The sequence below is a fragment of the Antricoccus suffuscus genome, from assembly GCF_003003235.1.
In the GTDB taxonomy this organism is placed as follows: Bacteria; Actinomycetota; Actinomycetes; order Mycobacteriales; family Antricoccaceae; genus Antricoccus; species Antricoccus suffuscus.
In genome coordinates, this window is record NZ_PVUE01000005.1 from 205,058 (window position 1) to 218,935 (window position 13,878).

Here is a 13,878-nt window from a genome sequence, read left to right on the forward strand (position 1 = left end):
CCCCACGAAGCCGCTATTTCGCTTGCAGCGCGGCCAAAGCCTCCGGATCGCTGTCGTTCAGCAGTTGAATGAGCCGGTCGTACTCCTCGGTCTCACCGATTTGCTGTGCCGCGTTAGCGAGGACGAAGAAGCACCGCAGTACACCGCGGTTGGGCTCGTGGTTCCACGGGACCGCGCCAAAGCCCTTCCATCCGCTACGCCGCAGCGCATCGAGCCCTCGGTGATAGCCGGTGCGAGCGTACGCATACGCCTCGATTACCCGTCCGTCAGCAATTGCCCGTTCGGCTAGCGTCGCCCAAGCAGCGCTGTACGTCGGGTAGCTCGCGGCCACCTCTGCCGGATCGTCTCCACCAGTAAGTCTCCGTGCCGCGTCGGGGTTGTCGGTCAGCTTCGTGGACGGCGGTTGCGCCATCAAGTCTTCGCCTATAGCCATGCGCCCATCATGCCAGTCTCCCCGCGAGCACCGGCGTGACCAGGAGTTGTCTTTACGGGCCAGACTCCGTGCCGATGTGCGCGTGACCCTTGACACACAGGTGCCGAGCGACGTACCAATTTAGAACGGAGTTCTGATATCTCGTCCAGTCCCAAGGCGCCACGGAGAGGTCACGATGAAATTCTCGTACGTTCGCGAACTTGATGACTACCCACTGGGTGGCCGACGAATGAAGATCCTGACAATGGCGGTGCTTGCCAGTCTGATCTGTTCCTACGAAGGCGTGATCGCGCCGATTGTCACGCTGCTGTTGCATGACCTCAACATGGACCTGGCGACGTATGGCTCGATCTCGGCAGCCGCTGCGATAGTCGGCGCGTTTGCCGGACTCTACGGCGGTCATCTCACCGACAAGGTCGGACGGGTGAAGCTTCTGGTGCCGCTCATGTTGCTCACCAGCCTACTGTGCTTTGCCATGACCCTCGTTCACTCGCCAACTCAGCTGCTCTACGCGCGGATCATCATGGCATTCATCGACGGCATCGCGATCGCGAGCACCGCACCGCTAGTACGCGACTTCTCGCCGCGCATGGGCCGCGCGCAGGCCTTCGGCTTCTGGACCTGGGGTCCGGTCGGGGCCAACTTCATTGCCGCGGCGATCGCCGCGGCAACACTGCCGCTGTTCAACGACTCCTGGCGTTCCCAGTTCATCATCATGGGTTGCATATCGTTCGTCGCCTCGATCGCGATCGCCCTCAACATCGCCGAACTTTCGCCGACCCTGCGCGCGACGATCCTCAAGACCGAACTCCAGGCAATGGGCAAAGCGGACGAAACCACGCCGGCTAGATTCAGAGACCTGTTGCCGCACAAGGTCATCTGGGCACACTGCGTAGGAATCGCGTTCTGGCTCGTGCTCTATCTGACGCTGACCGTCTATGGCCAAACGATGCTCGAACAAACCTTTGACCGTACGCCGGCCGAGGCCTCCCAGATCATGATGGCGTTCTGGATCGTGGATCTCGGGACCGTCATCCTGTTCGGGCGGTGGTCGGACAAGATTCAGCTACGACGTATCTTCTCAATCGTCGGTACTGTGGTTTCGCTCGTGCTGCTGACGTTCCTCATCGTGCTCATGGGGGATGCGAATACCTCCAACCTCACGCTGATGGTCACCGGTGCGCTACTCGGGTCGGCGATGGGGGCGGCGTACAGCCCGTGGATGGCCAACTACTCGGAAAACGCCGAAGATATCGATCCGCGTCTGCAGGGCACAGCGTTTGGGCTCTTCTCATTCGTCATCAAGGTGATCCTCGTGGCCGTGCTTATCGTCGCACCGCTCGTCGTCGCGGCCGCAAACTGGCAGGCGTGGATCATCGTCACGGCGGTCTGCATGGCGCTGTTCGGTATCGCCAGCGTCTTCTTCAAAGGCCCCTGGTTCAACGCTAAGAACCAGCCACCCACTGGCGATACCGTCGAGGACGTGGCAGTGCCTGTCGCGGAAATCCCCGTTGAGGAGATCCCCGTCGGGACTCGCTAGACGTCACCAACCGCCGGGACTAGGTCGGCCGTGAAGACAAATAGGTGAGGGGCACGGTTTCCCGTGCCCCTCACCAGTTTCTGGTTTTCGTTCAAACAGTTACTTGCGGGTAGGCGAGGTCTCGTCCATCCACATGTTCATCACGTGCCGGTAGCCGTACTCGGGCTGCGGGTAAATATCGTGAATGTAACCGCCGTACAACGTGAGTGCGTTGTAGTTGTAGAGCATTACCGGGTTCATGACGTTCTTGATGATGTACTTCTGGATGTCTTGCAACTCGGTGTTGCGCTTGTCGGGATCCATGATCGAGCGCTGGTCCAGGATCATCTCGTCCAGCTTCGGATCGTTGATGTTGTACCAGTTACGGGTGCCCTTGGAGTAGTACATGCTGATCAGGAAGTCGTCCGCGGTCAGCCACGGCGTCTGCAGGCCCTGACCCGACTTGTAGTTTTTCGTGGGCCAGCTCTTGCCGATGTACGTGCCATAGTCCTGGACGTCGATGTTGGCCTTAATACCAATCTTCGCCAGGTCCTCCTGGACCCACTGAGCCTCGTTGACCACAACCTCGCCGTAGCCGGTCGTCACCATCATCGTGGTCTCAAAGCCGTCCGGATAGCCGGCCTCAGTCAGTAGCTTCTTCGCGGCCTCCACGTCGTACGGCTGCAGCTTCTTGACCTCCTCGGGACTCAGCGCGCCGACGGCGTAGCTACTGACCGGCCCGGTCAGAGCGCCTCCCGGGCGAACCGTGTTCATCATTCCCTCCCGGTCGATCGCCATCGAGATTGCCTGGCGCACCTTGAGATTTTGGAATGGTTCCTCGGCCATGTTCATGTAGAACATTGCCGGCGAGTAGAGCTCTTTGGTCACGTAAGTGTCAGGGTTGGTCTTCAAGACCGCGTTGACCGTGTCCATGTCAGTCACCGTGCCGACCACATCGATCTTGCCGGTACGCAACGCGGCCACTGATGCGGCAGTATCGGGGATGTTGATGTATTCGACACCGTCAAGATAGGGCTTGTTCTTGACGTAGTAGTCAGGGTTCTTCACATAGGTGCGGCTCTTGTCCTTCGCCCATTCCGTGAGGATGAACGGGCCGGTGCCGATCGCCTGCTCCTGCAGGTTGAACTGTCCGGACGTGCCCTCGCACGGCAGCATCCACAGGTTGTTGCCAGCCAGCTTGTAGGCCATATCTGGATATGGCTTGTCGAGGTTGAACACCACCGTGTAGTCATCCGGCGTGTCGACCGACGTCACGGCGCTGACATCACCCTTTTGATGACCGCGTTCCTTGATCGCAGCGATCGTGCAAGCTACATCCTTAGAGGTGAACTCGCGGCCGCTGACCGGCGCGACGTTCTGCCACTTGACGCCCTTACGCAAGTGGAAGGTCCACGTCAGCCCGTCGTCGGACATCTCCCACTTCTCGGCCAGGTCTCCCTCGAGTTCGTCGGTGCCGAATGGCACGTCCTTGCCGATCTTGTAGTCGATCAATTTGCTGTAGGAGTAGCCGATCGCGTACATCGTCTGATACGACGGGTCCTTGATCGGATCCAACGACGGCGGGTCAGCCGGCGTCGCAATCCTTAACACGCCCCCGTTTTGAGGTGGACCAGCATCCTTCTGCTGATTCACCTTTACATCGTTCTTGTCGCCACTGGAACCGCTAAAACACCCAGTAGTCAACAAGAGCGATGCCGCCGTTACACCCAGCAGGCGCACTGCGCGTGAATTGAATTTGAACACCGTGACTCTTCCTTTTGTTGTAGGTATGGGCTTCCTGTTGTAGGGATGGGTCTCATTAATCTGTGGTGTAAGTGGCCTGCAGATCGGTGGTGCGCATGGGTTTCAGCACGAATGCACCGGATCGAGAAAGTCGCGCGCCTCCCCGCAGCGCAAAACCCTTACGCAATTTCGAATAGGACACCCGTCGCGATCGACAAAGCTAACGCAACGGCGAGGCCGAACAATGGCTAGCGCTCCTACAATGAAGCGATTCCATAGCAGACCCAGCCTGCGTTTTGATCATTTATGGAAATACTCGTACCAGTAATTTCGGTGAATACTAGAATTGCGTTTCAGGAGATTAACCCCTGTGCGTAGGGGTGTCAACGCTCACACCAACCAAACGGCGCTTCCACAGCCATTCGTGTCCGACCCGTAACCAAACAAGCCGCCTTTGTGCGCTTGGGGCACCAGAAGGCCTGCCACGTAACGATGTTGCGCGGGTAGGTGCTAACGCGAACGCTTGGGGTCGAGAAAGTCGCGCAGCGCGTCACCGAGCAGGTTGAAGGCCAGCACGGCGATTGTCAGGATCAGACCGGGATAGACGACCATCCACGGCGCTGTTTCCATATACAGGCGACCATCAGCGAGCATCAGACCCCACGACGGCGTCGGCGGCGGGGTACCGATTCCGAGAAAGCTCAACGACGATTCGGCGATGATCACGATCGCGAACATCAAGCTGGCGATCACCATCAGCGGCGCCGCCTGGTTCGGCAGACCGTGTTTCACCAATATCCGCAACGTCGAGCAGCCGTTGACCTTCGCCGCCTCGACATATGGCTCCTCTCGGATGCGCAACATCTCGCCGCGAGCGACGCGGTTGAACGCCGGGATCACCAGCAGGCTCAGAGCAATAATCGTGTTACGAACACTCGCGCCCAGCAGTGCGGCGATGAACAGCAGCAGCACCAGACCGGGAATCGCCATGAGCGTGTCCATGACCCGCTGAAACACCGTGTCCACCCACCGACCACCGAAGTAGCCGGACACCGTGCCCAGCACGATACCGATCGTGCCCGCGGCAACGACCGTCACGACCGAGATGATCAGTGAGGTCCGCGCGCCGTACAGCACCCGGCTAAACACGTCGCGGCCGAGATGATCGGTGCCCATGATGAAGTCGCCGCCGGGCGGTTTGCTGAACTGGGTCCGGAACTGCTCGGTCGGCGAGAATGGCGCAATCAGCGGCGCGAATATCGCCGCGATGACGAAGATCGCGATCAACAGCAACGCGATCGCACCCAGCGGCTGAGTGCGGATAAACCGACCCAGCGAGCGACCCTCCTTACGTTGCTTCGGAGTGTCTGGGCCCGCCGCTGGCGCATCGACGGCTACCTCGCTGGCAAGGCCGGGTGCGGTAGAAATTTCGGTCATAGTGACTCCAGCCGCTACTTGAATCGGACGCGCGGGTCGATGACGCCGTACATCAGGTCGACAAGGATGTTGACGAACACGAAGACCGCACCATAGACGACAACGCTGCCCAGGATCACCGGGTAATCACGCATCTGCACTGCCTCGAAGATCATCGAACCCATACCGGGAATCGAGAAAATCTTCTCGAGGATGACCGTGCCGCCGAGGATGGCGCCGACCTGCAGACCCATCACGGTGAATACCGGCACCATCGAGTTGCGGGTCGCATGCTTGAGCAGCACGCTCGATCGTGACGCTCCCCGGGCCCGGACCGTGCGCACGTAATTGGACTGCATGACCTCCAGCAGCGAGGATCTGAGCATTCGCGCAATACTCGCCATCACCGTCGCGCCAAGCGCGATCGCCGGCAAGATGAGCTGCGCGAAGTTGGCACCGAGGTCCTGCGTCGGGCCCTGGTAGTTGATCGGCGGCGACCAGCCAAATATCAACGCGATGTACGTGATCAGCATCAGGCCGAGCCAGAAGTTCGGGATCGACAGGCCGGCGACGGACACCACGCGGAGGCTCTGATCCAGCGCGCCGTTGGGGCGCAGCGACGAGATCAACCCGATCGGCACGCCAAGGAGCAGGCCAATCAGCAGAGCCATGATCCCCAGCTCCAGGGTGATCGGCAGCCGTTCACCGATCATCGACATCACGTTCTGGTTGTCCTGGAAGCTGCGTCCGAAGTCACCGACGAAAGCATTACCGAGAAAGCTGAACAGCTGCGTGAACAGCGGCCTGTCCAGCCCGAGCTCGGCGGTGCGTTTAGCGATGTCCGCCTCGGTCACCCCCGGGGAGTCGGCCAGTTGGAGGCGTACGACGTCACCGGGCACCGCGCGCAACGCGAAGAACACGAACACCGCGACGAGGAAGATGACGAGGATGCCGTACAGCGCACGACGTACAGCGTATGCAGCCATCAGGACACCGCCTCTTTCTCACGCAAGAAACAGGCCGACGACCTGTCATCGCCAAGGTTGTAAAGCGGCGGCACCTCGGTGCGGCAGCGGTCCATCACCAGCGGACAGCGGGTGTGGAAATAGCAACCCTTGGGCGGGTTGCTCGGACTCGGCACCTCACCCTTGGCGACGGCCCTGATCCGGCGCTCCTCCCCTTCACCCGACGGCGTGGCGATCGCGCCCACCAGCGCCTCGGTGTAAGGGTGCTGCGGAGCTGCCATGATGCTCTCGGCGTCTCCGACCTCGACCATCCGGCCGAGATACATCACGAACACTCGATCGGAGATGTAGCGCACGACGTTGAGGTCGTGCGCAATGAAGAGGTAGGAAAGCCCCAGCTCCCTTTGCAGCTGACGCAGCAGGTTGAGCACCTGTGCTTGCACCGATACGTCGAGCGAACTGACCGCCTCGTCGCAGACGATGAGGTCCGGGTCGGTCGACAGTGCTCGCGCGATACCGATGCGCTGCGCCTGGCCGCCCGAGAACTGGTGGGGGTACTTGTTGCGGTCCTTCGCCGAAAGCCCGACCATCTCCAACAGTTCGCACACCCGACGTACCTTGTCCTGACCGGACGCGATGCCGTGCGCGACAAGCGGTTCACCGACCGAGTCAACGATCCGCATGCGTGGGTTAAGCGAGCTGAACGGATCTTGGAAAACCATCTGGATCTTGCGGCGATAAGCCTTGAGATCGGCGCGTGGGAGCGAGACAAGGTCCGCACCGTCAAACGTGATGCTTCCGCTCGTCGGCTCGATCAGCCTGGTCACCATTCGGGCGACCGTGGACTTGCCACAGCCGGACTCCCCGACCAAACCGACGGTCTCGCCGCGACCGACGGTGAACGAGACCCCATCGACAGCCTTGACCTGTCCCACTGTCCGCTTCAGAATTCCCCGGTGAATCGGGAAATGCTTCACCAGTCTGTCGGCCTTGAGCAGCGTGGGCCGCTCGTCGCCCGGGGCCGTTGCAGCGACGTCGCCGGATGTCTGTGCGCTCATCGTGCCGCCTCCGCTCCGACTGCGAAGTCGGCCGGCCGTGAGGCACTATCACCCTCGGCCAGCCAGCATCGGCTCTGCCGGTTACCGTCCAGCAAGAACAGCGGCACATCGCCACTGGTGCACTTGTCGAACGCGAGCCGGCAGCGCGGGTTGAACCGACAACCAGACGGCAGCTCACGCAAGCTCGGGACCGCACCGGGAATCGCCGTGAGCGGCTCTGAGCGGTCGGTGTGCGGCGTCGGGATTCCCTCGAAGAGCGCCGTCGTATAAGGATGTTGTGGATCTCGCAGGACCTCGTTTACCAGACCTTGCTCGACGACCTGACCGGCGTAGAAGACGACCACCCGGTCGGCCATCTCCGCGACGACACCCATGTCGTGGGTGACGAGCAGGATCGCCATCTGGTATTCCTTCTGCAAATCTCGCAACAGTTGCAGGATCTGGGCCTCGACCGTCACATCCAGGGCGGTGGTTGGCTCGTCCGCGATTAACAGTCGCGGCTTGCATGCGAGGGCGAGCGCGATCATCACGCGTTGGCGCTGGCCACCGGACAGCTGGTGGGGATACGACTTGATCCGCTTGTCCGGGTCCGGGATGCCGACCTGGCCCAGGAGTTCCACAGCCCGCGCGGTCGCGTCTTTCTTGGACAGGTCGGTATGCAGCCGGACCGCCTCAACAACCTGGTTGCCGACCGTATAGAGCGGGTCAAGGCACGTCATTGGATCCTGGAAGATCATCGCGATCTCGCTGCCGCGCACCTTGCGCAACTGCTTCTCGCCGAGGGCGGCGAGGTTGCGCCCGCCGCTGATGACCTGGCCGGACGACACGCCGCCGCCATCAAGAAGGCCCATGATGGCTAGCGCCGTCACGCTCTTGCCGGAACCGGACTCGCCGACGACCGCCACAGTCTCGTTGGCGTGGATGTCAAACGAAACCCCGGTGAGAGCCTCGACCTCCCCAGCCAGCGTCTTAAAAGTGACGTGTACGTCGTCGAGTGCGATTAATGGATCTCGCGCGTCATCCACGCATGCCTCCCCTGCGGGCAGAATTTCACACAGATTCGCATCAATTGCACGCCGCGACCAACACAATCAACGCGACGGCATGGCCAAAAGATGGCCTTCTTTTCTTGCTATGCGGCAATTCTGTAGAAATCTGTACCTGGATTTGGTGTATCACGGGAAATAGTCGTTTCATCAATTTCGGCGAATACTAGAATCGCGTTTCAGGAGATTAGCCGCTTGTGAGCGGAGGTGTCAACGCTCACACAGACCAAACGCTGCTTCCACAGGCATTTGTGTCCAGCCCGTGATCAACCGGGACACTTTTGTGCGCATCGGGGCCCGAAACGCGGCCCTCCGGACAGTGGTCTGCCCGGAGAGCCGCCTCGTGCTTACTTGCCCTGACGGGTGGGTGAAGATTCATCCATCCACATGTCCATCACGTGGCGGTAGCCGTACTCGGGCTGTGGGTGGATGTCGTGTATGTAGCCCCCGTAGAGCACGAGCGCGTTGTAGTTGTAGAGCATCACCGGGTTCATGATGTTCTTCATGATGTATTTCTGGATGTCTTTGAGCTCGGCGATCCGCTTGTCCGGATCCATGATCTTGCGCTGATCCATGATCATCGTGTCGAGCTTCGGATCGTTGATGTTGTACCAGTTACGGGTGCCTTTCGAGTAGTACATAGCAACGAGGAAGTCATCGGCGGTCAGCCAGGGGGTCTGCAGTCCGTAGCCCATCTTGTAGTTCTTCCCGGCCCAGCTCTTCGTGAAGTACGTCGCGTAGTCCTGGACATCAATGTTGGCCTTGATGCCGATCTTCGCCAGGTCCTCCTGCACCCACTGCGCCTCGTTGACGACGACCTCGCCGTACCCGGTGGTGGTCATCATGGTCGTCTCAAACCCGTCCGGATAACCGGCCTCGGCAAGCAGTTCCTTCGCCTTCTTCGGGTCGTACGGCTGGAGCTCTTTGAGCTCCTTCTCGTCCAGTGCCCCTGGTATGTAGGAACTGATCGGACCCATGAGCTTGCCGCCGGGCCGGACCGTGTTCATCATTCCCTCACGGTCGATAGCCATCGAGACCGCCTGGCGCACCTTGAGATTCTGGAACGGCTCTTCGTTCATATTCATGTAGACGAGCGCCGGGCTGGTGGTTTCCTTTGTGACATAGATGTCCGGATTTGTCTTCAGGATGGCGTTTACCGTGTCCATGTCGGTAACCGTGCCGACCACATCGATTTTGCCCGTCCGCAACGCCGCGACCGAGGCCGCCGTGTCCGGAATGTTGATGTATTGAACGCCGTCGAGGTATGGCTTGCCCTTGACGTAATAGTCCGGATTCTTCACGTACGTTCGGCTTTTGTCCTTGACCCATTCGGTCAGGATGAAGGGACCGGTGCCGATCGCTTGCTCGGCAAGATTGAACTGGCCGCTCGTCCCCTCACAGGGCAACATCCAGAGATAGTGCCCGGCCAGCTTGTAAGCCATATCCGGGTACGGCGAGTCGAGGTTGAACACCACCGTGTAGTCGTCCGGCGTGTCGACCGATGTAACGGCGCTGAGGTCGGCCTTCTGGTGACCGCGCTCCTTGACGGCGGCAACCGTGCACGCCACGTCCTTAGACGTGAACTCGCGGCCGTTGACTGGCGCGACGTTTTGCCACTTGACGCCCTTACGCAGATGGAAAGTCCATGTCAGTCCATCGTCGGACATCTCCCACTTCTCGGCGAGATCGCCCTCGAGCTGGTCGGTGCCGTAGGGGACGTCTTTGCCGATCTTGTAGTCGATCAGCTTGCTGTAGGAATAGCCAACCGCGTACTGGGTCTGGTAGGACGAGTCCTTCAGCGGGTCAAGGGACGGCGGATCGGCAGGCGTCGCGATTCGCAATGTTCCACCGGACTGCGGCGGCCCGGCGTCCTTCTGCTGGTTCACCTTCGTGTCGTTCTTGTCGCCGCTCGAACCGCTGAAACAGCCGGTAGTCAACAAGAGAGAGGCAGCGCAGACCCCCACCAAACGTGCTGCTCGTGATCGATTTTTCAGCACTATCGAGCCTTTCGTCGTATTCGGGCACGGCTGGGATGCCGTTTGTTTCCATTAGGCGGGACCGCAAGCGGCCGTTTATTTACCTTGAAACGAATACTAGAATTGCGTTTTAGGACAGTAACTGCTGTGAGGTTGGGTGTCAACGCTCACACGGATTCGACACGGGCATTCTTGGTAATTCGCGCCCAATTCGTGACCAAAACCGGCTACTTCGGCGTTATGTCGAGCTCTTTGAGAAGATCCTGTGAATAGGTAACCCGACCGGTGATGGCACGATCGCCGTCAGCCGGTACGCCGCTGCACAGCGCGAGCGCCGCTTCAGCCATCACGGTCGTCGGTTCGGCCTCGGGGTTGTCCTCCGTCGTAAGGTGATGGAAGATCGTTCCCGCGGTCGGTACGACGCGATTCGGCGAAAGCACATTGACCGCGATATTGTCGGCGTACAGTTCGGCGGCGAGCCCGGTCGTGAACCGTTCAAGCGCGGCCTTGCACATGCCGTAGACGGTGCCGCCGCGCCCGACGTTCGGGCCTGGGGGCAAAGCCGGGTGGATCGCTGCTCTCGACGAGATGTTGAGAATCGCGCCGCCCTGGTTTTCCTTCATAGCGGGGATAACGAGTTGCGCGAGATGCAACGGGGCGGTTACCTGGACCTCAAACATCAGATTCATCCGGCGCAGCGTGAAGTCCTCGACCGGGGTGAAGTAAGTGACCGCGGCGTTGTTGACGAGGATGTCAATCGGACCGAGTTGCTCGGTCACGGCAGCGATGAGCCTTTCGCGGTCCTCCAGCACGGAGAGGTCCGCAGCGAAAGCGACAGCGGCACCGCCCGCGCCCTCTATATCGGCCACAGTCTGGGTAATCGTGCCCTCGAGAGTCGACTGGCCCTCCTCTACGGTGCGGGCCGTGACGGCGACGGTGGCGCCCTCAGCGGCGAACCTGCGCGCGATCTGTGCGCCGATTCCTCGACTCGCACCGGTCACGACTGCGACTTTGCCATCTAGCGTTCCCATGGGTTCTCCTAATCTGTGGATAGTTCTGCCTATTTGCGGGAGTTTCTGCCAGCCATCGACGTCACGAGACACGCGATGGAGGTGAGTAGCATGAGCCCGAGCGCCCAGCGATAGCCGACGACCAGGTCCATGACCGCGGCGTCGGAGACTTCGGACAGCGTGCCCTTGAAGATCGCCTCACGGAGATGCACCGGGAGCGGCGTACTGATGATGGTGAGTACCAGCGCCGTACTGATGACGACTCCCGAGCTCTGCGCCATGATCCGCACCGCGTTGGTAATGCCCAGGCGGTGTGATGGGACATCCATCAGCATTGCCATGCTGTTTGCCGGGATGAAGCTTCCAGACCCGAGCCCAATAACAATCATCGCCAGTGCGAGCACGTAGTACGGCGTCGACGGCGAAATCACCAGGAGCAGGAAGAGCAGCCCCGCCGAGGCCACCACGCACGACGCGATCGCGACGGTCCGCGGGGATATGCGACGCAACAACATGCCGGTCGACGGCGACGTCACGATCGCTGCCGCGGCGAGCGGCAGGATCTTAAGACCAGCCTGCGTTGGTGAGTCTCCGAGCACCGCCTGGAAATACAGGCCCATCATGATCACGACGGCGAAGCGCGACATCGTGGCCAGGAACCCGGCCAGTACGCCGAGCCCGACGACCGGGTCGCGGAAGGTCGCAAGGTCGACCACCGGAAACTTGGATCGCTGCTCGACCATCACGAACGCCGGCACCGCGATCACAAACACTCCGAGTCCGACAACCACGAGCACGCTGCCCCAACCCAGATTGCCCACCTCGGACAACGCAAGCAACAGCATACCCAGCCCGATCAACAACACGGTGTTGCCGAGCACGTCCAGCCGCAACGGCTCCGCGATCCGTGGGGTGCGCTCCAGCACTCGCATCCCCCATATCAGGCAAATGACACCAAGCGGGACGTTGAACCAGAAAGTCCATTGCCACCCGAGCTCGGTCGTGAGGACGCCGCCGACGGTTGGCCCCAACAGCTGCGCCAACGAGAAGGACGACATGTAGATGCCGAGTCCCTGGCCCATCATTCGCTTGGGAAAGGCACTGGTGACGAGCGCGGCGCTGTTGGTGATCAGCATGGCTGCGGCCGCCGCCTGCACAATCCGACAGGCGATCAGAAACCACACGGACGGCGAGAACCCTGCCACGATGCTCGTCGCCGTGAAGATCGCGATGCCCATCAGATACATGCGGCGACGACCGAACACGTCCGCCAACCGGCCGAAGAAGATCATCAGCACCGTGTTGGTGAGCATGAAGGCCAGCAAGATCCAGTTGGCTTCGAACGCGGAAGCGTTGAAGTGCAGCACGATCCGCGGCAGGGCAACATTGAGAGAGCTCTGGTTGAGCCCGCTCATCAGCGAGGCGAGGCAGACGACGCCCAGCACACGCCACGCGTATCGGATCCGGTCCTTGCTGTCTTGCGGGTCGGTCTCAAGCGCCGTGCTCGGCGCTCCGACAGTGCGCACTCTTCGCTACCATCTCTGTCCCCTAGGGACGATCGAACCGTGCGTTATTGAGTTGGGTTAGATGCCGATGAGGTCTGCCAGGCGCTCGCGATGGTAGGTGCCGTCACCGAGGAACAGCTGTGTTGCTTTGGCCCGCTTGAAGTAGAGATGCGCGTCGTGTTCCCAGGTAAATCCGATCCCGCCATGCATCTGAATGTTTTCTCCGGCGGCATGGAAGAACGCCTCGGAGCAGTAGGCCTTCGCGAGGCTGGCCACCGTGGGCACCTCGTCGGAGTCCTCGGCGACGGCCCACGCGCCGTAGTACGCCGCGGCCCTGGCGGACTCAACGCGCAGCATGACTTCGGAGGCTTTGTGCTTCAGTGCCTGGAAGCTACCGATCGGCTGGTCGAACTGGGTGCGTATTTTCGAGTACTCGACGGCCATGTCCATCGCCCGCTGTGCGCCGCCGACCTGCTCTGCGGCCAACGCGAGCGCGACCTTGTCTAGCGTCTTGGCAAGCGACTCCGCCGCCGCTCCTGGAGCGCCGATAGGTGTAGCCGGTACGCCCTCGAAGGTGATCGTTGCGAGCTTGCGGGTCTGGTCCAGGGCCGGCACGGCAGTGGCAGTGAGTCCTGCGGCCGAGCCGTCGACCGCGAAGAGCGTCAGGCCCGAGTCGGTCTGCGCGGCGACGACGACAAGGCCCGCAATGTGGCCGTCGACGACGTACGACTTGGTGCCGGACAGGCTCCAGCCGTCACCCTGTTTGGTGGCGCTCATGGCAATTGAGCCAAGGTCCCAGCGGCCGTTCTCCTCGGTGAAGGCGAGCGTGGCGATCGTCGATCCGTCAGCGATACCCGGCAGCAGTCTCTTGGCCGCATCGGCATCGCCGGAGTCCAGGATCGCCTGTGCGGCAAGGACAACGGTGCTGAAATACGGTGACGGCATCAGTACCCGGCCCATCTCCTCGAGCACGATAGTGAGCTCGACGAAGCCGAACCCGCTGCCGCCGTACTCCTCGGGAATGGCCAGCCCCTGAAGGCCTAGCTGGTTTGCCATCTGACTCCAGACGGCCAGGTCATAACCGGTCGGGTCGTCCATCAACGTGCGGACGACTTCGGACGGCGACTTCGTTTCGAGGAACCGGCGTACCGAGCTGCGCAGTTCGTCCTGCTCTGGGGATGCAATTAGGTCCATGACAAGTTGCCTT

The 13,878-nt window shown here is 60.9% G+C and carries 11 protein-coding genes; 1 reads left to right on the forward strand and 10 read right to left on the reverse strand.

The window, feature by feature from the left end; all coding sequences use genetic code 11:
* Positions 1-13 precede the first annotated feature (13 nt).
* Positions 14-433: a DUF3151 domain-containing protein gene (locus CLV47_RS08525; RefSeq protein ID WP_106348594.1), complete on the reverse strand. Its 420-nt coding sequence runs from the start codon at positions 431-433 to the stop codon at positions 14-16.
* A 175-nt stretch (positions 434-608) separates the two neighbouring features.
* Between CLV47_RS08525 and CLV47_RS08530 the strand changes: the two genes are divergently transcribed.
* Positions 609-1,973, forward strand: coding sequence for an MFS transporter (locus tag CLV47_RS08530; protein WP_106348595.1), 1,365 nt, complete (start codon positions 609-611; stop codon positions 1,971-1,973).
* A 99-nt stretch (positions 1,974-2,072) separates the two neighbouring features.
* On the opposite strand, the gene CLV47_RS08535 is transcribed toward CLV47_RS08530, so the two are convergent.
* From CLV47_RS08535 to CLV47_RS08575, 9 genes are all read right to left on the reverse strand, one after another.
* Complete coding sequence (locus CLV47_RS08535; protein ID WP_146135329.1) at positions 2,073-3,605, reverse strand: ABC transporter substrate-binding protein; 1,533 nt, start codon at positions 3,603-3,605, stop codon at positions 2,073-2,075.
* 600 nt (positions 3,606-4,205) lie between these two features.
* Positions 4,206-5,132 (reverse strand): ABC transporter permease, encoded by a 927-nt coding sequence (locus tag CLV47_RS08540; protein ID WP_106348597.1) that lies wholly within the window; start codon positions 5,130-5,132, stop codon positions 4,206-4,208.
* Between the two features lie 14 nt (positions 5,133-5,146).
* Positions 5,147-6,097: an ABC transporter permease gene (locus CLV47_RS08545; protein WP_106348598.1), complete on the reverse strand. Its 951-nt coding sequence runs from the start codon at positions 6,095-6,097 to the stop codon at positions 5,147-5,149.
* Positions 6,097-7,134: an ABC transporter ATP-binding protein gene (locus CLV47_RS08550; RefSeq protein WP_106348599.1), complete on the reverse strand. Its 1,038-nt coding sequence runs from the start codon at positions 7,132-7,134 to the stop codon at positions 6,097-6,099. The genes CLV47_RS08545 and CLV47_RS08550 overlap by 1 nt, the downstream gene beginning before the upstream one ends.
* Positions 7,131-8,159 (reverse strand): ABC transporter ATP-binding protein, encoded by a 1,029-nt coding sequence (locus tag CLV47_RS08555; RefSeq protein ID WP_106348600.1) that lies wholly within the window; start codon positions 8,157-8,159, stop codon positions 7,131-7,133. Before CLV47_RS08555 ends, CLV47_RS08550 begins: the two co-directional genes overlap by 4 nt.
* A gap of 368 nt (positions 8,160-8,527) precedes the next feature.
* The gene (locus CLV47_RS08560) at positions 8,528-10,066 is read right to left on the reverse strand and encodes an ABC transporter substrate-binding protein (protein WP_146135330.1); all 1,539 of its coding nucleotides are present in this window, start codon (positions 10,064-10,066) and stop codon (positions 8,528-8,530) included.
* Between the two features lie 317 nt (positions 10,067-10,383).
* Positions 10,384-11,187 carry an SDR family NAD(P)-dependent oxidoreductase gene (locus tag CLV47_RS08565; RefSeq protein ID WP_106348602.1) on the reverse strand — a complete coding sequence of 268 codons (804 nt, stop codon included), beginning with the start codon at positions 11,185-11,187 and terminating at the stop codon, positions 10,384-10,386.
* A gap of 29 nt (positions 11,188-11,216) precedes the next feature.
* Entirely contained in the window at positions 11,217-12,692 is a 1,476-nt protein-coding gene (locus tag CLV47_RS08570; protein ID WP_202862465.1) for an MFS transporter, read from the reverse strand.
* Positions 12,693-12,749: 57 nt separating this feature from the next.
* Positions 12,750-13,865, reverse strand: coding sequence for an acyl-CoA dehydrogenase family protein (locus CLV47_RS08575; protein WP_106348603.1), 1,116 nt, complete (start codon positions 13,863-13,865; stop codon positions 12,750-12,752).
* Positions 13,866-13,878: the final 13 nt, after the last annotated feature.